General features: G+C 57.7%; 14 protein-coding genes. 3 read left to right on the plus strand and 11 right to left on the minus strand.

All coding sequences use genetic code 11. The features are described 5' to 3' along the window. Positions 1–417 precede the first annotated feature (417 nt). The 11 genes from QA642_RS41205 to QA642_RS41255 form a co-directional block, all read right to left on the minus strand. The gene (locus tag QA642_RS41205) at positions 418–2,583 is read right to left on the minus strand and encodes a hypothetical protein (RefSeq protein WP_283081935.1); all 2,166 of its coding nucleotides are present in this window, start codon (positions 2,581–2,583) and stop codon (positions 418–420) included. Positions 2,584–3,256: 673 nt separating this feature from the next. Further along, positions 3,257–3,610 carry a hypothetical protein gene (locus tag QA642_RS41210; RefSeq protein WP_271609019.1) on the minus strand — a complete coding sequence of 118 codons (354 nt, stop codon included), beginning with the start codon at positions 3,608–3,610 and terminating at the stop codon, positions 3,257–3,259. 280 nt (positions 3,611–3,890) lie between these two features. Next, positions 3,891–5,132 (minus strand): cytochrome P450, encoded by a 1,242-nt coding sequence (locus QA642_RS41215; protein ID WP_283081936.1) that lies wholly within the window; start codon positions 5,130–5,132, stop codon positions 3,891–3,893. 330 nt (positions 5,133–5,462) lie between these two features. Then, complete coding sequence (locus QA642_RS41220) at positions 5,463–6,344, minus strand: pantoate--beta-alanine ligase (protein WP_283081937.1); 882 nt, start codon at positions 6,342–6,344, stop codon at positions 5,463–5,465. Positions 6,345–6,384: 40 nt separating this feature from the next. Then, complete coding sequence (locus tag QA642_RS41225; protein WP_283081938.1) at positions 6,385–7,866, minus strand: pentapeptide repeat-containing protein; 1,482 nt, start codon at positions 7,864–7,866, stop codon at positions 6,385–6,387. A gap of 878 nt (positions 7,867–8,744) precedes the next feature. Then, positions 8,745–10,469 carry an ABC transporter ATP-binding protein gene (locus QA642_RS41230; RefSeq protein ID WP_283081939.1) on the minus strand — a complete coding sequence of 575 codons (1,725 nt, stop codon included), beginning with the start codon at positions 10,467–10,469 and terminating at the stop codon, positions 8,745–8,747. Beyond that, entirely contained in the window at positions 10,470–11,327 is an 858-nt protein-coding gene (locus tag QA642_RS41235; RefSeq protein ID WP_283081940.1) for an ABC transporter permease, read from the minus strand. It abuts the gene before it with no gap. Between the two features lie 2 nt (positions 11,328–11,329). Beyond that, positions 11,330–12,319 (minus strand): ABC transporter permease, encoded by a 990-nt coding sequence (locus tag QA642_RS41240; protein ID WP_283081941.1) that lies wholly within the window; start codon positions 12,317–12,319, stop codon positions 11,330–11,332. Next, a complete protein-coding gene (locus QA642_RS41245) occupies positions 12,291–13,913 on the minus strand; it encodes an ABC transporter substrate-binding protein (protein WP_271609027.1) in 1,623 nt (540 codons plus the stop codon). Before QA642_RS41245 ends, QA642_RS41240 begins: the two co-directional genes overlap by 29 nt. A gap of 101 nt (positions 13,914–14,014) precedes the next feature. Next, on the minus strand, positions 14,015–15,337 hold the full coding sequence (locus tag QA642_RS41250; protein WP_271609028.1) for an NtaA/DmoA family FMN-dependent monooxygenase: 1,323 nt from the start codon (positions 15,335–15,337) through the stop codon (positions 14,015–14,017). A gap of 23 nt (positions 15,338–15,360) precedes the next feature. Further along, entirely contained in the window at positions 15,361–15,753 is a 393-nt protein-coding gene (locus tag QA642_RS41255; RefSeq protein WP_283081942.1) for a hypothetical protein, read from the minus strand. A gap of 1,767 nt (positions 15,754–17,520) precedes the next feature. Between QA642_RS41255 and QA642_RS41260 the strand changes: the two genes are divergently transcribed. From QA642_RS41260 to QA642_RS41270, 3 genes are all read left to right on the plus strand, one after another. Then, the gene (locus QA642_RS41260; protein ID WP_283081943.1) at positions 17,521–18,030 is read left to right on the plus strand and encodes a hypothetical protein; all 510 of its coding nucleotides are present in this window, start codon (positions 17,521–17,523) and stop codon (positions 18,028–18,030) included. Between the two features lie 565 nt (positions 18,031–18,595). Next, the gene (locus QA642_RS41265; RefSeq protein WP_283081944.1) at positions 18,596–19,438 is read left to right on the plus strand and encodes a hypothetical protein; all 843 of its coding nucleotides are present in this window, start codon (positions 18,596–18,598) and stop codon (positions 19,436–19,438) included. Between the two features lie 107 nt (positions 19,439–19,545). Beyond that, positions 19,546–20,250, plus strand: coding sequence for a hypothetical protein (locus tag QA642_RS41270; protein WP_283081945.1), 705 nt, complete (start codon positions 19,546–19,548; stop codon positions 20,248–20,250). Positions 20,251–20,441: the final 191 nt, after the last annotated feature.

A 20,441-nucleotide genomic window follows, 5' to 3' on the forward strand; every position in this document is an offset into this window, starting at 1 on the left:
GATTCGTCAAAGCGGCCCGGATAGTCAGCTCCCCTGCACCCGGACCATCCGCGATCTGTTGAAGCTCTGCCGATGGTTTGCGCGCCAGTTTGCCGCGGCCAGGCAGGTGAAAGCACTGTTACATCCGGCGGGCCGCCGGCATCAGGTACATGTTCTCCATCTGCAATACTCGGCGGCCTAACTGCCCGCATCGGCGCCGATGTTCGCCACTGCCCGGAATGGCAGCTTGCTTCCGGAACAACCAACAATCCTCCGGGCCGCCGGTTGGTAACCGTGCCGTGAGGTGTGCTCTCTCCCAGGCTCCGTTCTTCTCCAAGATGGAGCTGAAGGACCAAGGCGCTGCTCAGGCAATGCGCCGAGCCGATTCTAAGGCATGAACGCTGCCACCGAACGGCTCACCGCCGCAAGACAACCAGCTCACTCGATCCGCAGTTGAGCCAGCTGCGTTGAAACGTGCTGCGGATCGGCAAACGGCTGCCACCGCTGGCCAGCGGCGGTGCTCAACAAGGACCTACAGAACGCAGGGGTGAGCTTGCCGCGGTGGATCACGACATTCTCGTGACCCTCGGCGGCTCGCGCGTTCTGCCAATGCTGATTGGATCCGCGCTGTTCGTCGGACTTCACGTGGCAGGCGGCGAATTCGCGATCGCTAAGCGTTGCCAATTGCCAGGCATGAGGCGGCCGCTCGGTATGTATGTGCCCCCACATCGGCCTTGGCATCGCGCCGCTGCGCAGCGCCCTGGGCTGCAGCTTGATCTCGAATAGCTTCCCTGGCTCTCCCTTCAAGGCGCGCGGCGGATCCACTGACTCCAGTTCCCCCGCCGCGCGCAGCTGTTCGAGGTACTTTTGCGATGGAAACGGGTAGGTCTTCATGCAATCACTCGTGATCACTGCCCTCTGCGCTTTCAATGATCTTGCCTGTCCCTGCAGCTCGGACAACATCCCATTGAGCCGGACTATTTTGTCGTGCACTTCGGGAACTTGCGAAGGCGTGAGCAGGCCGCGTCGGCGAGGCTCCTGCAGCGCGGTAACACAGGCCCCACTTTCGTCGGCCTGCGTCTGCAAGCGCGTAATAACCCGACCCAAGACGTGTTCGGCATCCTCGGGCTTCATCTGGCGCACCTGCGAGACCGCGCTCTGCTGAGCCGGCAGATCGAACTGCAGCAGCTTGTCCAATCGCTCAAGTAATCCCGCCAGGGCTTCCTTGGACGGCGGCGCCTGCCACATCTGGAGGTGCTCGGTTGCAGCGGATGAGGCGCGTGCTTCCTCCATGGTGGCGAGCTTCTTGGTACCGAGATCTGAGCGCACGATAACCTTGCGCGTCGGAGCCGTAGCGGTATCGGGCCTGGCGAGTTGCGGCTCGGATGAGCTGGCCGTTGAACTCCCCTCGCCTGCAGCCGCCGCGCGCCTTCCTTTTGCTTTTCCTTTTCCTTTTCTGCCTGAATTGCCTTGGCTCACCCCGGCAGTATTTTCCGGCAGCGCAGCCCAAGCCGGCGGTTCAATCGTGGCTGGCGTAGTTGGCTGCAATGCAAGCAGCCGCATGACCTCGTTCGCGGTCACCCACGCCCCTTCCTCGATCTCGTCCAGCAACTGCAGGGGAACTTCAGCTCCCGTTCCGACCTGCCTCAGGCTGGCAACCATGCCGCTCAGCCCAGATGCAAATTCCGAAAGCCGCTCCATGACTCCTTCCAGAACGGCGCGATGCTCCGCGTCGAGCACTGCTCCATCGCGGTGCAGAACGGCGTCGCACGTGGAGACGAATGCTGGAAAAACATCCCCGACGAAGGTCTCGAGCAGACGCACCCGCCCGCTCTCGTCCATCAGGGCATCGCGCACGTCTGGGTCGAGCGTGCTCGCTGGCGAGTCAATCAAGAGCTTCGCGAGAGCAATCCGCGTTTGCAGATACACGCACCTCGTGTTGAGAGCCCAGCCAGTATGCAGTCTCAGTGCAGCCTCTTCGGCCTTGCGCATCTCGGGCGTGCTGCTTGGCAAGTGGGCAGTAGCCGCACAGACAGACTGTATCCGCTCAAGGCGCAACACCTTCTTTCCCCACCATTCCATGTGGGCTGCATAGTGGTTCGCCACGCTTTTATACGAGCCGCTCACCTGGACGGGCGTACCGGCGCCTTTGATCCTCTCGAGCCAGCCTAATGCTTCCTTTCTTTTCTTCTCCAGCTCGTAGACAATCTGGGTGGCGACTGCGTTACATTCTTCGGCCGCGTCCAGTGTGTCGTCGCGTAGGCGGCGAGCCCGGTCGTCGGGCAGAATGCGACGCGCCAAATTGGCAGGCAGATCCGCGTAGTACTCCAGAACTGTTGAGCCTGCTTCGACGACTTGATCGATCAGCTCTTGCGCCTCTTGCAAGTTCTGGGCGCGCGTGGCCGCTCGACGACTAGCTTCAAGCTCCTCAAGCAGGCTGCCCATTTTTTGCCTTGCTGCCTTGATCTCGTCCCGCGTTGGCGCCGCCACATCCGAAGTTGAGTTGCCAAGCGCCGCGATTCTGTCTTGAGGTCCAGAGCGCATCCGCTCCAAGACGGCATCGAAAGATTGACTGCGTGCTCCCGGGAAGAGGCTGGGCTCCATGCTCGAACCGCTCACGTCTTCGGTGTTGCCGGCTCCTACGCCCCAACTTCCGATGCGCCGGGTCGGCCAATGCCTGTCATGCTTCGTCTTCAATAAAAGTCGCGAATGTGCAGCCTGTCTGGATAGACCGCCTGACTGACGACTAGCTGACCAAAAGCGGTCTTGCGCATGCACAAGAAAGCCGATGTCACCTGAAGTTCCAATTCCGCCGGAGCTCTGATGTTGCTGAACAGAGCGATGCGGGTAACCGCGTCGGTGTAAGCAGCCGAGACGTGACCGCGGCTGAGGCTTCCCTGGCCGTGACGCGATCCGGTACGAATCCTGCCCCTTTGCCGGCGGCTCCGTCCACGCCAACTGGGTCAACTCGTCCCACAAGTTCGCAGGTAGCCGGGAGAACACTCGCAGCCCAATCGGCTAATGATGGTCAAGCAGAAATGGCCAGCTTATATAGATTGGCAGACCTACGTTCGGCGCGCGCGTGCTGCTAACGGCAAGGCGACTTTGACAGAAGAGCTTAACAACCTAGCGGCCGTACACCGATGACGACGAGATGCAGAAGGTCGATCCAGAAGCGATATTTTCCTCGTTCGAACCGGCTGAATCGATCTTTCGCAGATCCTCACGCTGCATTTCGCAAAAGTGCGGCGCCCATCCGGGTCCGGTGAGATCACCTTCATAGAAACATTGCAGCGAGCACACCAAACGCACCGAGAACCAGCCCAATCAGCGAACCGGCGGTCGGCACGTCTCTGAAGAGCAGAACCGTGAGTATCGGTTCCACGACCAGGATCGCTCCCACCGATATCGCTACAATGATCCAAATATTCTTCAGATGCATGTAGCCTAGCGCGTATCCGAGAACGAGCAGGATGCCACCCAAGCATACAAGGAGAAACATCGGCCAAAGCATCGCCAGATCGCCACCGGCCTTTCCGAATTGCCTTGAGGCAATTAACTCGGCGAATATCGAAAGAGCTTCTCCAAGGAAAATCGCTGCCACAGCTACAATTTTCAACATCAAGGTCATTGGCCTCTATGCTTTCGGCTATTCGAGGTGGCCCGGGACCTGCATCGGAGTGGCCGTTGAGGTTCAATTATCGGCATGCCAAGCGTTTGCGAGTCGAGACGCGCGCCTCACCTGTCGCTTCCCGCAGTCCTTCCAAGCGTCTGCCGGGCCGGTAATTGCTTCCGCCATGCAGCATTGTTTCCCGTCGATCATCCCATCTGCATTGCTTGCAGAAACCAAAGATGGTTCAGGACAAGCCCGCCCCGCCGCCTGCCCTCTGCGTGAGCAGAGCAATTTGGGCCTAAGCTGCAATCCGCACGGGGAGAGCGGAATAGCCGTGCACGAAGTTAGATGCAATCCGCTCGGGTTCGCCGACAACCTCGCACCCCAATTGCGCAGACAAAATCTCTTCCCAGAGGACTCTCAACTGAAGTTCCGCAAGATGTCGACCAAGACAGCGATGGATGCCGAATCCGAACGAGAGATGCTGCCTCACATTTTTGCGGTCGATCATGAAATTGTCGGCGCCGTCAATAATCTCTTCGTCCCTGTTACCGGAGATGTACCACATGACGACCTTGTCGCCTTTCCTGATCTGTTTTCCGCCTATGATGCTGTCGATCGCGGCGGTACGGCGCATATGTGCGATTGGCGTCTGGTACCGAATAATCTCGGACACGGCGCTTGAGATTAGCTTGGGATTGTCAATTAGCTTTTGCAGCTCGGAGGGATATTGACTCATGAACAGGAGGCCTCCGGTAATTGAGTTGCGCGTGGTGTCGTTTCCCCCAACGATCAGCAGAATCAGATTTCCGAGAAACTCGCTCGGCTCCATCTGGCGTGTGACGGGCGAATGCGCCATCAGGGAAATCAAATCGAGGCGCGGCTCGGCATTGATGCGCTCGTTCCAAAGCCGGGTGAAATACTCCAGGCACTCGGACAAGATGGTGCTTCGCCTGTCCCAGCTGTCGATTGCATGGCCTGCTTTCGGAGCTGTAACAGCAACGTCTGACCAATAGGTCAGCAGTCGCCGATCCTCAAATGGAAAGTCGAACAGCGTGGCGAGCATTTGCGTCGTCAACTCTATGGACACCATGTCCACCCAGTTAAAGGCCTCATTGCGCGGCAAGCCCGCGAGAATCGCCCTGACCCGAGACCGGATCAAGCTTTCGAGCTTCGTCAAGCTTTCCGGTCCGACGATCGGGCTCACGGTATTGCGCTGCTCGGCGTGCTTGGGAGGCCCCATCTTGATGAAGCTCGGGGTCCAGTGCTCGCCAGGCACGTCGACAATAGTGACACCTTGTTCGGACGAGAACGCTTTGTGGTTTGTGTCGACGGCTACGATATCCCGGTATTTCGTCACGGACCAATATGGACCATGAGCACTGTCTTGACAGTAGTGAACGGGATCTTCCTTTCGCAACCGCTCAAAGCAAGCCCACATGCTGTCGTCTTGAAAGCGCTTGCCGTCGCTTACATCCAGCTTACTGAGCGGGATAACACACGAATCCTCAGCCCTATAATCTTCCGATCGCCTTGTCATGATCATCTCTGCAGATTCTGCTCTCGAGAGTTTACGGCGTGGTGCGATTCGTCGCCTTCGAGCTGCCGCAGCGCTCGGCTGCGACGGGCCGCTCGACCAGGCTACCTCACAGTGCAACCAGCCTCGCCCTACCATGTCGGGCAGTAAGGATCGCATTGACTTTCCAAGTCGATGTACTCAATGGATCAATGAGTGCTCTCAGCGCTGGTTAGAGATGGCTATGCGTTCGAGGCAACATCAAGCCGAGTACACCTTCATAAGGTGACGCTCGCTTTGGGATACGGCCGGAACGGATAGCTTTCTCAAGGTCATGGATGAATAATCGTCTGGCTAGGACTGTTCAGGCAGATCGATCCAGATATCCGAAGGACCCTTCACGAGAGTATCTTGATCTGGAACGTAGATATTATCGAAGATCCTGAGACCATGAGCCGTTGCCGCTCCAAAAATGATGAAAGGGAGCTCGACTTGCTCCAGGTCTTCGAAGTTGTCGGCGCCGACGATTCGAACAAAATCGAGATTAAACTGCCGGAACTTGGTCTGAGATGTGGCCGACGCGACCAAATCCTTCACACTAGATACCCCTCGGGCGATCTCTTTCCTCGAATGGTTGAGTGCCGTGAAAAGGCACGACAGTTCATCAAGCTCGGAACGGCTAAATCGCCTCAAACGCGACGAAATGGGCACTCCGTTCTTGTATCTCACGGTCGGCACAAACCTTATCTCGCAATCCAGAAGGAGGTCTGCCACGGCGCGCTTCACCAGGATCGCCTGACCGATATCTTTCAGGCCGAAGTAGCTGCGAGTTGGCCTCGCATAGCAGATCCAGCGGACTGCCCCGGTAACGGCTTCCTTCAAATAGGCGTCAGGCCCCCCTAGACGCAAATGACAGTCGCCTTGCGATACAAAGGTTCGATAGCCAGGCGGGAACATTTCGGTGTCGTTCGAGGAAATTACGGCAGTTGCTCCCGAGCGCAATGCAAGTCCAATATCCTCGTCCAAATTGAAGTCGTAGCTCCCACCCGGTCTAAGCTGGATCTTGTTCGGGTAGACTGTGACGATCGCGACGTCATTTTCCGATGCCGCCCTTTTGATCAGTTCTGCATGCCCAAGATGCAGGGCTCCGAGAGTATGTACCGTCCCGATAGTCTGCCCTGTTCTCGCCACCTCCCGGATGAACGCTTTACCTGCGGAAAGACATGCCAGATGCATTTTCTACTCCAGTCTCTTTGAATGCCAGTCCCTGAATCCGTCAGGTAGACCCTTCTCGACCCCGTCTGATCAAGGATGAGAATTCAGTCAGATAGCTTAATGGCTCGCGTGGCTGATCCCCCTTCAGAGCGGCCTGTAGGCCCGGACATCGGTCTGCAAAGAACGGTGGCTCGAATGTGGTTATCTTAGCGCCCGAAAAGTCCACCTTTACGAAGCTGGCCTGGAACGGCGACATCCCACTCAGGTTCGCCTCGCGCAAGGACGATTGGTTCATGCGAACGTACGCGGCCCGCGTTGCCTCCAGATTGGTTCTCGTCATTCCTGCGGCGAGATATGCCTGAACGAGATTCGATCCTTCGAGATTTGCCTCATCCAGTGCCATTGATTGCGGGGGATCACCGGTGATCATCGACCTGTAAAGGTAAGCATTGGATAGGTCTGCACGTTCGAGATCGCAGTCGCGCACAAAGCTAGAGCGGCCACGAAAGCCCGATAATTTGGCGGCTCGCATTGTGCTCTCTGTTATAGAAATGCATTCGCCTGATGCCAGAGACAGGTCCGCTCCGTCGAGCTCGCAGGAATGAATGGATGCACCGTTAAGCACGGCACCGACGAGGTTTGCGTTGGACAAGCTTACAGACAGAAGCCGTGCCTCGGTCAGGTCCGTCTGCTCAAGCTCCGCATTTGGAAGATTTGACAAGTGAATATCAGCAAATGGTGCGCACATGCCTCTCGCTGCGATGCGGCCGCTTACCTTTGAGAGTCTCAGATACGGAAGATGAGCGCCTTCCAGGACAAGACCATCGACCGAGGTGGGACGCACAATCGATAAACAGTTCCCCTTTGACTGGAAGAACGAGCAAGACGCCAGATGTGATTTCGTGATCGTGAGTTGGCTCAGCTTGGCAAAGCGGAAGGAAGCGGAAGGAAGGAAACATTCATTAATGGTCGAACCCTGTAGCTCCGCGCCATCGAATACAGCATCACTCGCGTCGCATTGGTAAGCGAGAAGCCCGCTGAGCATGGCGTTATCGAAGCGTGTCCTTTTCATGCTGCAACCGTGAAACAGGCTGCCTGTTGCATCAATTACATTGCGCAGACTGGCATCGTCGAAGTTGCACACCTGCGCTGCAATCGCATGCATATACGCATAATCGAGCTTGGCCCCACGGAAACTTGCCCTCTCTAGCCCCGGACAGATAAGATTCGCCCCAGAAAGGTCTGCCCGATCCAACATTGCTCCGTAGAGCTGCGCACGATTGAGGGTACAGCGTCGCAACGGGAAGTCTGACAGGTCGTGACCGTTAAAGTTCTCGGACGATAGCTGCAAGCCAATCCCGGTCCTTCCGATCGCCTCTTCGGTTCGCCTCCCAACCGCAGCCACCGCGCGCAGCCGATCGGCAGCTCGGCTCCAGTACCGAACAAAGTCGCCATCTGATGATAGATTGTGCTTCGGATCTGACCAGTGCTCTGCCCCTTCATTCGCGGTGCACTCACTATCAGGGCCGATCGTTTGCGACATGACGATTCCGTATTGCCCGGATTGCGGGGGGCCTGTTATCGACCTCTCTTGCTCCGCCTTGAAGGTAAGCTATGCGACCTGTGGCGAACTCATCGGCGAAATGACGACACGATGCCTCGATGAGGCGCCTATTGTGTCGGTGACCTCCGCAGCCGGCACGCTTGAGCACGTCATCCGAATTCTAGTCATGCGCCCCCGCTGCAGCGCGCTGACGTTGTTCACCGAGTCCGGCAACGTTGACAACGCAACCGTCTTTTGACATTGCCGTCCAGTCGTTGCGATTTGTCTCGTCGGCTCTTCTAGGCAAATCCAATTCGCTCTCCATCAAACCGAATGCGAAAACTTCAGGGCCTTGCTTGTTTTTCAGAATGAACCCACGGCTTCCGGGGGAAAAGTGATCGTTCACAGGGCTGAAGTGGGCCCCTACTCGGCGTTACCTCATTTCTGATAGCAATGACCGTGCCAGCCGCATCAGTCGCAATTAACGGCTGAATAGGCGTCTTGAAATCATTATTGACGCCGAATGTTTTGAACCTGACAAACACACTCTCGTTGTCAGGGACCGCACCATGATGGCAAGGCTATCGTGAAAGCGAAGATTGCGAGCTCGTTTGCAGGGGCGCAAGAGCCGCCTGTCCTTTGCGAGCACGCAATCGGTGACTTGCAATCCGACATTTGCGGATCGCCGAGCTCAGGGTTAGAACTCGACTCGCCCTGCTCCGCGCGCCGACCGGTCCATCTAGTGGGAACCCGTGCCACGGACTGTCCTGTTCGAGCGGTGAATGAGCGCGTAATCGTGACCAACTCGGCGCGCAAAGGCGAATGCCCCGCGATCGGAGATAGACAATTTTATGATAAAGAATCGGATTCGAAGGCGTTCATGCGATGCCTTCTTCGAGGATCGTAGCTGAACGACCTATCTGGTGGTCGCGCACAAGACGCGGCATGGCGGCGATAAGGCTCTTGGTATATTCAGAGTCTGGATTGCGAAATATCTCTTCAGTGGCGCCACTATCGACGATTCTCCCCCGGCGCATAACTATGACGCGATCGCTGATGTGACGAACAACACTGAGATCATGCGAGATGAAGAGATAACTTACGCCGACGCGGTCCTTCAGATAGCCGAGCAGGTCCAAGACCTGGGCCTGGATCGAGACGTCGAGCGCCGAGACCGGCTCATCGCAGACGATGACGGCAGGATTTGGCGCGATCGCGCGGGCGATCGCAACGCGCTGGCGCTGACCGCCCGAGAGCTCGAGCGGTCGTCGGTCCAGCAAGGCCTGGGATAGCCCGACCAGATCGAGCAGCTCGATAACGCGCTCCTGCCGCTTGCGCCGCGTCTCAACGTCGCTCGAAAGGCTGTCGGATATGATGCGTCCGACCGTCCAACGTGGATCAAACGAGCCAAGAGGATCCTGGTAAATGGTCGATAGTGACCGCCGCCGAGCCCGCCGTTCGCGCTCGGCGAGCGCGGTCCAAGGCCGGCCTGCAAACTGAACGGCTCCCTCGTCAGGCTCCTCGAGCGCCAGGACCATGCGCGCCATCGTTGACTTTCCTGATCCGGACTCACCTACGATGCCCAAAGTCTCGCCGGATCGCAGTTCGAAGGAGACGCCGTCCACAGCCGTCCGTAAAGTGCCATCCGGGCCCTTGAAGCGCTTCACCAGACTTGTCGCTTCGAGCAGGATGGGACGAGATGTCGGTGGGGATTGCACTTCTGGCTGCGTTTGCCGGGCAGGCGCACGCACAATAGCGGATGGTGAGAGGCGTGAGCCGCGCGGCCGGCCTGATGGCACGGCGTCCAGCAGCTGCTTAGTATAGGGGTGCTCCGGATCTTTGAATATTTGGCCGGCGTTACCGCGTTCGACGACCTCGCCTTCTCGCATGACGAGGATCTCATCCGCCACGCGGGAGACCACTGCCAGATCGTGACTGATCAGAATCAGAGCCTTGCCCCTCGTTTTGGTCTCCTCAAGGAGCGACAGCACATGAGCTTGCGCCGTCACATCGAGAGCGGTCGTCGGCTCGTCGGCAATCAGGATGCGGGGATCGAGCGCAAGTGCCGAAGCGATGAGAGCCCGTTGACGCTGGCCGCCGGATAACTGATGCGGCAGCTGCTTGGCCTTGGTCTCGGGGTCGGGGACACCGACGAGCTTAAGAAGAGCAATGACGCGCTGCGCGAGTTCCTTGCGCGATGATACCGCGCCGTGGAGGAGCAAGCCTTCACCGATCTCTTTGCCGATCCGGCGAAGCGGATCAAGTGAGACGAGTGCATCTTGTAATACAAAGCCAATCTCGTTGCCGCGGATGCGCCGCCAGGCACGATCGCTAAGACCCATCAGGCTCGTTCCGTCGAAGCTTAGCTGGCGTGCATGAACATTGGCGTAGCGACCAGCGAGGCCTATGAGAGCCCGCGCAGTCACGCTCTTGCCCGAGCCGGATTCACCGACAATCGCGAGACACCGTCCCGGTCGGAGGGAGAAGGATATGCTGCGCACAACCGCTTTCTCGTCGGTGGCGCGACCGAAGGAAACACGCAGCGAATCGACCGTGAGGAGGTCTGGCTGCTGCGGGACAGGCTGTAGCCGACCCTGTGACATTCACGTTTTTCCTTCCAGACGGTCCTGTAGATGGCGCCCGATGATGGTGAGGCTGAGGGCAAACGTCGTAACTGCCAAACCGGGTATGATCTCCAGCCACCAGGCGTAGATTACATAATTGCGCCCGGCATTGAGCAGCGCGCCCCATTCAGGCGCCGGGGGAGCGACGCCGAGTCCAAGAAAAGCAAGACCGGAGGCCCATATAATCGCCTGACCTACGCCGATCGTCATCATTGCCGTCAGAGGGTTCATGGCGTTGGGAAGTATATGCCTCCAGACAATACGGGGAAATGGATGGCCCAGCACCTTGGCGGCCTCCACATACCCTGTCCCCTTGATGGCAAGCACCTGGCCCCTGATCATGCGCGCATAGCCTGGCGCTGTGCTGATTCCGACAGCTATGACCTCAGTCAATACCGACGGCCCAAAAACGGTCACGAACACAAGGGCGAGCAGGAGCGTGGGAATTGCGAAGAGCATATCGACAATCCGGCTCAGGATGCTGTCGCATACGCCACCAGAAATTGCGGCGGCGACGCCGAAAACGATCGCAATGGACATGCTCAGCGCCGTCGCACCTAGTCCAAGAGCCAGCGATTGGCCTGCCCCCTCGACTACTCGAGAGTAAAGATCTCGACCCAATTGATCAGTTCCCAACCAATGGGCGATCGACGGAGACTGTAATGACGATCTCAAATCAATAGCGAGCGGATCGTGCGTCTGCAGCACCTTTGGCGCCACAGCCGCGAGGGCAAAGAGGCCAATGATGATAAGACAGGCGGCAACTCGGAACGGAACATGGCCGACGATTGCCAGGATCCCTTTGAGCGAACGAGACACGGTGGCTTCGGCGAACATGCTTATGTCAACCTGATCCTCGGATCGACCACCCGGTAAGTCAGATCGACAATCAAACTAACAAGAACGAACAGGCCCGCAGAGACCAGAACAGCTCCCGAGACAATCGGAACGTCTCGCGAGGACGTTGCAGCAACAAGGACTCCACCTAGGCCTTGACGGGCGAAAACCACCTCGATCAAAATCGCGCCCGAAAGCAGTTTGCCGAGCGCCCAACCTGATAAACTAATGCCAGGCAATGCGGCATGGCGGAGGACGTGGCGAAGCCTGACGCCGAAATCACTCATGCCTCGGGCCCGCGCGGACGTAACGAACGGCTGCTCGAGCACGCGCGTGAACTCGTTCTGAACGACTTGTCCGAAAAAGCCCGATAGTTCAAGAGCCAACGCAAGTGTCGGCAGAATGAGCCCGGCCGGAGAACTTCCACCGATGACCGGAAAAATGCGCAGCTTTACCGCAAAAACAACCAGCAGAATTGTGGCCAGCCAATAGGGCGGCGCGGTCGCAAAAAAGACCTGCGTGTCATTGAGCAACTTCGCCCACATGTTGTCTCTGCCGGCGATGAACAAGGTCGTCAGGACTGCGATAATCCATGCGAACAGCAGCGCGGTGACCGCCAGAATAATGGTAGGGCCAATCTGTTCCGCGATGATCCCTGCGACAGGCCGATGCTGCTGGTACGACTCGCCAAAGTCTCCATGCAGGCTTCGCAGTATGTATTTTCCGTATTGAACCGCGAGCGGTTGATCAAATCCGTATTTCGCATTGATCGCCGCAAGTTCCGCCGAGGACGCGACTCCGACGTTGCCGCTTGTCGCATTGATGATGATCTGGGCGCGGTCCCCAGGGAGCACACATTGGATCAAAAACGCGAAGGTTGCGGCAGCCCACACCACGACCACACCGGAGAATATCCGGCGCGCGAACCAAACAATGGGATGATGGGCTGCTATTTTCACGGCGTCACTTCCCATCATCGAAATGAGCGTCATAGAAAACGGGTTCGCCGACCGAGCCGCGGTCCAACCAAACGTCTTTGAGGTTTGGCTTGGTCGCCAACGTTACGTCCAGCACCGTGAGGCCAATCACAGGAGCCTCATCCACGATCTTCCGTTCCGCCTGCTGATAGAGGGCGACACGTTGCGCCCCATTGAGTTCCTGCTCCGCCCTTTGAATGATGTCCCAAAGCGTCAGATCTTGATAGCGTGAGGGATTGAAGCGATTAGTCTCGCCCTTCTGATCGGGCTTCCACGAGATCCGGAATATCTCCGCGCCGGGGGCAACCCAATAGAGGAGAACAATCTCATAATCATCGGGTCCGAGGTTTTTTCCTGCGAAGAAATCAGCTGGATTGGTAGGCTGAAGACGTACGTCAAAACCGGCCGCTCTTGCCTGCTGCTGGATAACTTGCAAGGCTTGCTCGCCATCTGGCTTCAGAAAAGCGTTCGAATAGGACACGCGCACGATGAGCGGGTTGCCATTCTTAACACGAACGCCGCTAGGATTACGCTCGGTCCAACCCGCCTGGTCAAGCAATTGATTGGCCTTCCGAATATCGTACGTATACGACTGCCCGAGCTCAGGCAGGTATTCCGGCGAGCTCTGACTCAGCGCACCGTTGCCTTCAAATGGCAAAGAGCCAAGGAATGATGTGTCGACTGCGGCCTTCCGGTCAGTAGAGTAGGCAAACGCCTTGCGGACGAGCACATCGTCAAATGGGGGCCGTGCCGTATACAACGCCAGGCGCAGAGGGGTACCGCCAGTAATGTGCCGCAATAATGGAAAACGGGAATTGGCCTCCTTCCATGCGATAGCTGGGATATCGTATATGGCATCGGTCTCGCCCGCGATGAACGAGCCATACCGCACGGTCTGATCTGGCAGGAACTTCCAGCTGATTCCGTCAATGTAAGCCGGCCCTTGATGTTTGGCGGTGGCCGGCGCCGAGTTGTAGTCGGGATTGCGGCGGAAGGTGACCTCCCGTCCATGACGCCATTTGTCGACAATGAATGGACCTGAGCCGACTGGGTTCTCGCAGTTTACCGCAAGTCCGCGTTTGAGCGCGGAAGGTGAAAGAATGCCTTGCGAGGATTGAGCAAACACGTTCAGCAAGGGTTGAAATGGCACCTTCAAGGTTACCTGTAACCTCAGAGGAGCGATTGCGGTTGCCGATTCGAAGCTATCGCTAAGATACGGAGCAGCAGTCGGATTACGCAGATCAGGGTCGTTGCTGAGCCATCCGTTGATGTTGTCCGCAATGGCTTGCGCATCCAGAGAAGTGCCATCCGTGAACTTCACATTCGGCTTTATCTCGAATGTGTATATCTTCTTGTCATCGGAAATTGTCCATGACTCGGCCAGCCATGGCACAATCTTGCCATCCTCGCTGCGGGCGACCAGATTATCGCTGTACTGGCGTTGCAGATACCATTGCTGCACCCATCCTCCGAAGAGGCACGCCGGCTCCTGAAAGTGCCCGTAACGAATAACGCCTCCTCGCTTTACGCTCCCGGCTACCCCTTCTTGAGCATGAATACTTGACGGCAGTTGCGACAGGCCCAAGAGCACGAGGAGGGCCGCCTTCACGGTTCTTGCTGGATAGTCCGACTTTCCAGTGAATCGCCTCGTTGACCGCGCATTCGACAAATGCATATCCAGTCTCCAAATCATTTGATGTTGAGGAAGCGTCATAGCGGCGGGCTAGCTGTGGCTCGTGCCGGCCCGAAAGGAATGGAAAGCCCGAAATGCTCTCGCAGCGTCTGCCCACGATATTCTTTGCGAAAGAGCCCGCGCTTCTGCAGGATGGGGACCACATTGTCGACAAACGCCGAAGTGCCATCTTGCAGCACGTCCGGAATGATGTTGAAACCATCAACCGCGCCAGCGCGAAACCATGCCTCAATCGAGTTTGCGATCTGCTCGGGCGCACCCACGAGCGCGCGGTGGCCAAACGCTTGAACGCTGCTAATGATTTCGCGAACCGTCCGACCTTGACGCGCCAGAGTCTCAATCGTGCGATGGTGACCGACAGAAAACGGAACATCATCTGCAGCAGGCAAGATCTCCTCCGGGATTTGCCTTTCGAGGCTGAGCTTCTCGACTGCCACACCCATGCTTCGTGCAAGAGCAGCGATGGCGCGCTCCATATCGAGGAGTCCGTCAAGGTTTTTCTTGCGACGAACCGCTTCTTCCTCGGTACCCCCGATACAGGTGACAAGGCCTGGCAGGATGAGCGGGGCCGCAGGGCGGCCGAATTGCCGAGAAAGCGCGCGCAGGCGCTCTGCCTCCTGCATCGCCGTTGACAAGTCCCCGGCTGCCGCAAACACGACATCTGCACTGCGGGCGCCAAGCCGTAATCCGGGATCCGAACCGCCAGCCTGAACGATGACTGGGTGGCCTTGAGGCGAAGCGGGATGCGTAAGTGGGCCCCGGATGCCGAAACTATTGGTAGCGGGATCGAGCAGGCGAAATTGGCTCTGATCTGCGTAAACGCCCGCAGCCTGATCGGCGATGACTATCTCGCCGCTCCAGCTCAGCCAGAGAGCACGGACCGTTTCAACGAAGTCCTCCGCACGTCTGTAGCGATCCGCTCGCCCAACCTCTCGGCCGCCAAAGTTCGCAACCGTCGCCGGACTCGACGTCGTGACCGCATTCCACGCAACGCGCCCGCGGCTGATGACATCGAGCGATTGGAAGCGCCGGGCAAGATTGTATGGTTCGTTGTAGGTAGTCGACGCCGTCGCAATCAGACCAATCCGATCCGTTTCACGTGCAATCACAGCGAGAACCAGCGTCGGTTCGAGCCCATTAAGCGGCGGCTGGTGCGTGATGTCGGAACTTATCGCGGGGGTGTCGGCGAGGAATACAGCATCCATCAGACCATGCTCCGCAATCTTCGCAGCGCGGACGTAATGCTCGATGTCGAAAAAGGCGCTTGGATTCGTGCCCGGCCAGCGCCATGCGGCGGAATGACCACCGGCACCATGAAGATTTAAGCCAAGATGAAGCATGGAGTTACCCGAAGACATAACCGTCACTCATGCGGCGGCATCTGAGCTGCTTGGCGGGCCTTGTGGACAGCCAGCCTGCGCTTTCGCGCAAGCGCATCTTGCATGTGCTCCGGGCAGCCAATTTGAGGCATAGACAACAAACAGCCGGCTGATGTGAGAAGAATGTCACCAAAGAAGCTTTTGGTAGGTCTTGCGATCTTCTCCGAGCGGGCGCGGCCAAGAAGAGCTTCGACCACGCTGGTTGCCGATTGACACCGACCTGACAGCTTGTCTCCAGCGGCGGGTTGCTTCCACACGAGTACATTCACATCGGCTCTCCAGAATTCATCAAGAAGCCAGCTCCTTTTCAGGAAGATGTTTGGATGGGATTCGCGATCGAAACGTTTGGACTCCCGACCGAGCGAGCTAATGATCATGCTAGAGGATCTTTAGAGGTCCAGACCATGCAAACGCAATAGTTGAGTATTTCAATCTACTATCGTCCCTTGGCATCCTCTTCTACTGCCGTTTCTAACCTTCCCTCGCGTAATCCCAAGCGTTCTCTGATCAGGCTCACCGAACACGCGCTGCGTAATTGCAGCAGCTGCAATTGGGAGCGCCGGCGCGTCCGCGAAAGAGATAACCGCGATGCGATCGAGAACACACGGCAATTTTGGCGCGACATGATTGGTCGACCGCTTGCTGCCGCGCTGCAAAGTGACATCCGATCAATAAGGCGTCGCCAAGCCCAGCATCTAATAATGCGATGAACCATTCGAGATTATAGATGCCGCATTACGGCAACGCTTCGAAGCTGCGCTGGATTCGAGGATGCTGGAGCGTCGTTAATTCTCGCGCGCACGGCGCATGTCCTCGCGTACTCTACGGGTGTGATGACGCACCGCCAATTTTCCAAAAAGGCCCGTCTTCACGGCCCCACGACCGCGCCGATATGTGCACGGGACTCAGCTACCTTGGACACAGCCGCCTTTGAGCATCAAGAATCGCGGCGCATCAACGTCGACGAAATCACCCAGCTGGATATCGGACCGCCTCACTTACCGGCACATGGGAGTGGGACGCCTCTCGGGATGGATCGTTCGTGGTCATGTCACGTCTGGTTGGCGATCCAACGTCTCGGCGGATGTCCGGATTGAATTGCATCGAGCGGGTCGTGTTTTGCGACCAGCCTTCACCGCGCCCGCGCAACTCCTCGCCCCAAACAGCAGTCCCAACAAAGCACAATGAGCTTCACGCCAGACCGGCGCAATCACGAGCCCGATGGCTGCGGCATCGGCTACTCGGATCAGAGCTAGCCCCTGGACGAGCCTTTCAACGACATCGACTTGCGCACAATGCAAGCTGACGCAGATAAACTTATCCACCCAGCGCAAGCTCACCGATTGCAGCTCTTTCGCGCACCGCTTCTCCCAGACCATTCACACCGCGCTGCCGTGGAGCTGGACAGGGGCGAAGGGTCCATCTCGCCAAACTCAACCCTGCAATGAACAACAGGCCCGCCAGCACAGCTGGCAAGGGCCCGGACTTCACTTCAACCAATGGGCCTGGTCAGCTATTCGACAGCTAAGCCCTTTAGCATAGTAATATCTGTATCGGACTAGCAGGCCCACTTGATGGCTCAAGACCTGGAGGAAAAGGACCTGGATCCTGGCTCAGCCCGTTCCGCCCCCCTCAACATACCGTCCGCTGCAATTTTATCGAGAGTTGCGCCCGGCTCAGCCTCTGATCCTCATCGGACCAACTTTGCTCGATGATATTGACAAGGCAACCAGTGAGAATGGAATGGACCCATTTGACAAGGTGAACCCGTCCGCGCTCGCATCAGTTGCGTCGAGCCGCAACAGGAAGAGACCGCGCCGCAAGCAGACTTTGAGCTGCGGCTTAGAGAGCACCGGCCAGTCCTCCCAGCACCAGCTTCAGCCGGCGCTGGATCGACCCGAACTGCAACGGATGGCAATAGGAGAGCGGACCTTATCCCGAAGAACGAACGGTGCACAGCCGCATCCTTTGTAAAAGCGCGCGCTCAACTCGCCGTAACGCTGACCTGCGCGAGCCTTGCGGAACTCAGAAGGGAAATCGAACTCGCCGCGCAGACGTCAACGCCATGGTCAGGAGCGACTGGACCGTCGACCGGCGGCGTGGATGGTAGCCGCGTTCACGACGACGTAGTGGCATCCTCATACTTGGAGCTGCAGCGCTTCCAAAACCACGCTAGCCATTGCAAGCCGCGCGGGTTCGCCAATCAGAGTGCAATGGCCCATTTGCGTTCCATGGCGGCTTCGCGTTTCGACGCCGCCCCCTGGAATATCTGGGGAGGCCAACGACTTGATCTGGGTCGCGCAGCGGCAGAGCACATGAGGGGCGACACCACTTCTTCGCCCTTTGTGTCGCTGTCCGAGGAGGCCTCCCAATTGCTCCTCTCGCCAGACGACGACAACGAGTATGGCGCCAAAGTGATCGCGGAAAATGCGAATGAGTTGCACACGTACACGGTGCCAAGGATCACCGCTTGGACGGCCGACGAGATCGTCAGTATTCTTGAGGACGGGACTGAGGATGATGAACCCAATCTGGCCTGGGTGAGTGATACCCCAACTGAGGAGCGCGAGGTACTGTTTTTGGGCGGGAATCTGGATGACTACCGGACCGCGAGCGCATCGAATCCCTACAGAAAGTCAGGGAAAGAAGATTAAGGGTAGAGGCTTAGCACAACTTGGCTGTTTTCGATGTTCGGAAATCGAAAGCAGCCTTCGCTCCGTCTATACTGCTCCCGCCGAGCTGGCCATCAGGGGAGGTGGCCCGCGTACCGCACCTGGAAAATCAGAATTTCAGCCGAAGCCTGTACCGTCTTTACGTTCGCCGCCTCGTCGTCGGGTTCGAAAAGGCAGTTGCCGACCAATATTCATTCTTACTTTCCGCCCGGCCAGATCAGGTTTTGGAAAGCTAACGTGGGTAGCGAAAGAACGAGGAAACGAAGCGAGCGGACTGCAGCATGGATCGAAACAACGCGATCAACCCAGCGTATAAAGATGCCGCTACGTCAGATACCACGGTTGAACAACCCAAAGAACCGCAAGCGGTGTTCGAGCAACACTTGCGAGAGGTGCGACAGCTTGGCCCGGTATATTCCCATAGCGGGCTTTATGACATCACCGAACAAGACGATCGCCTCATCCAAGCAGCGTCTGGTGCTGCCCTTCACCGAGGCCCACCGCCAATGCGATTACCATTGAAATCTATGACCGTCGGCTTCGCAAATTGGCCGAGCTGCTGAAGCGGTCTGGTCACTCGATTGCTGAGCTCGATGACGACACGTTGCTCGAGCGCTCCAAGACGCTACTGCCAAAAGACAAGGTGATCTTTTCTGCATTGTCAATGGTGAGTAGGTACCGGGAGCCCAGCGATACCGCTCCGCCGCTCAGAACACATTATCGTCCGTCCAAGGAAGATACCAATCTCATCAGAGAGGCGACCGAGGCGGCCTTTGGTCGAGCAATGGACGCAAAAACCGCTGGAAATTACGCTAGCAGTCTTCGCAAGCTAGCGGCAGCACTGCGCCCCTTGTCGATTGCCAAGCTCAGCCACAAAGCGCTGCTCGGCTATACCGATGCTTTGTTTCCGAACGACAAGAAGCTCATCTACGCGTTGAACAGGCTGAACGACTACCGCCGAACCGCGGGGCGGGACAACTCGCCGAGTTACGTGGGCGATTCGCGCCGGTCAATGCAGCCGGCCGCCGATTTGTCCGTCCAGCTTTTCGAACGTGAGCAGCCTTTAGGGAACGCGGACGGCTCATTGCCGGCGGGCGGCTTCAATGCTCAGCAGTTTTGGGAGGGAACGGGTTTAACCGCTCGTTCTCCCGCGCAACTTGTCGCCCAGAATATGCTTTTCGACGCTGTGCGCCAAAACAATGTGCCTCCACCTTCCATTGCGTGCCACCCCCTCGCCCCTGCAGAGTTTCGCTCAGGAAGCGCTTTTCGATGCGGCCGATCGCGAGGGCCTGCCGCCAGTCAATGCACCGGTGCTTTGGCCGAGCATGAGTTCGGTCGCCTACTCACCCGTGCAAGATGTCGCCCAGGAACAGCTTTTAGGTGCAGCTGATCGCGAGGGCTTGCCGACGACGTTCTACGATGCGCCGGTACGCTGGCCAACTGCCGGTTCAGTCACCCATTCGCACGTGCAAAGTGTCATCCAGCAAGAGCTTTTCGATGCCGCGGATCGAGACCAGTTTGCGCCTGCTTTCGATCTTCAGGCATCGAAGTTATCGTGTTAGGACCGCGTGGGGTAGCGATCTTCAGCTCATCCATCTGCGCTCTCCTGCTGTTGGCGATACATTTGACGTTTCATTCGCAGTGCCCAACGATTTTTCTCATCGCAACCAGCTCGCTCCCGATATGATGCTTTCCAAGCTGGGCAAGTGGGACTTCTTGCCTAATGCGCAATATCCGCTCATGAACTATGAGATTGGTGGGGAACGCTATACGGCCGTGCTCGGGCCGAGAGGATCCAATGACGTTCAACTCATCCATCACCCAAGGTTCGCTTCGGGGAGTGAAGCTGCGTCGGTGACTCCGATGGCTTCCCCGCATACCTACGACGGCCTCGCATCTGGGCTTGATCGGCCCTCCGGGTTCGAATTGCAGGCGGCGAACCTCCAACCGCCGTCCGCCGCGCCCCCCTCGGGCCACCACCCGCTCCCGCAAGTTCCTGAACTCGGAGAGTGGTTCGGCCTAGACTGGGGGCACGGCCCGCGAGAAGCTTCGACTCTCGTGATTGACATGCTCCAAAACCTGGGCCTTCTGCCGAGCCAGGACGTCCCCATGACCCGCTTTTTGATCCATGGCGAGCCCTACACGGCTGAAAGCCTACCCGGTGGCCGCGTTCTTCTCTTCCATCGGCCGCAATCTGGCTGAACGATATGCTGTCGGCACCTCGGGCAGCCGCACAAGCTCCCGAATCCACTCGGATCGCCTATTTTCGGAAATCCGAGCCACGTCCGAACAACAATTGAGACGGCGAGTAAACCCCGTAGCCGCCATTCACAGCATGATCTTAAGCGGGGTGGTTCAATCACCCTGCGGCTGCATTCGGCAGCACGGAAGGT

This window comes from Bradyrhizobium sp. CB2312, assembly GCF_029714425.1.
Classification (GTDB): Bacteria; Pseudomonadota; Alphaproteobacteria; order Rhizobiales; family Xanthobacteraceae; genus Bradyrhizobium.

Coding starts and splice junctions, on each gene's coding strand:
- QA642_RS41205 (WP_283081935.1), bottom strand. CDS start 2,583: ATGGAGCCCAGCCTCTTCCCGGGAGCACGCAGTCAATCTTTCGATGCC.
- QA642_RS41210 (WP_271609019.1), bottom strand. CDS start 3,610: ATGACCTTGATGTTGAAAATTGTAGCTGTGGCAGCGATTTTCCTTGGA.
- QA642_RS41215 (WP_283081936.1), bottom strand. CDS start 5,132: ATGACAAGGCGATCGGAAGATTATAGGGCTGAGGATTCGTGTGTTATC.
- QA642_RS41220 (WP_283081937.1), bottom strand. CDS start 6,344: ATGCATCTGGCATGTCTTTCCGCAGGTAAAGCGTTCATCCGGGAGGTG.
- QA642_RS41225 (WP_283081938.1), bottom strand. CDS start 7,866: ATGTCGCAAACGATCGGCCCTGATAGTGAGTGCACCGCGAATGAAGGG.
- QA642_RS41230 (WP_283081939.1), bottom strand. CDS start 10,469: ATGTCACAGGGTCGGCTACAGCCTGTCCCGCAGCAGCCAGACCTCCTC.
- QA642_RS41235 (WP_283081940.1), bottom strand. CDS start 11,327: ATGTTCGCCGAAGCCACCGTGTCTCGTTCGCTCAAAGGGATCCTGGCA.
- QA642_RS41240 (WP_283081941.1), bottom strand. CDS start 12,319: ATGACGCTCATTTCGATGATGGGAAGTGACGCCGTGAAAATAGCAGCC.
- QA642_RS41250 (WP_271609028.1), bottom strand. CDS start 15,337: ATGCTTCATCTTGGCTTAAATCTTCATGGTGCCGGTGGTCATTCCGCC.
- QA642_RS41255 (WP_283081942.1), bottom strand. CDS start 15,753: ATGATCATTAGCTCGCTCGGTCGGGAGTCCAAACGTTTCGATCGCGAA.
- QA642_RS41270 (WP_283081945.1), top strand. CDS start 19,546: ATGCCGCGGATCGAGACCAGTTTGCGCCTGCTTTCGATCTTCAGGCAT.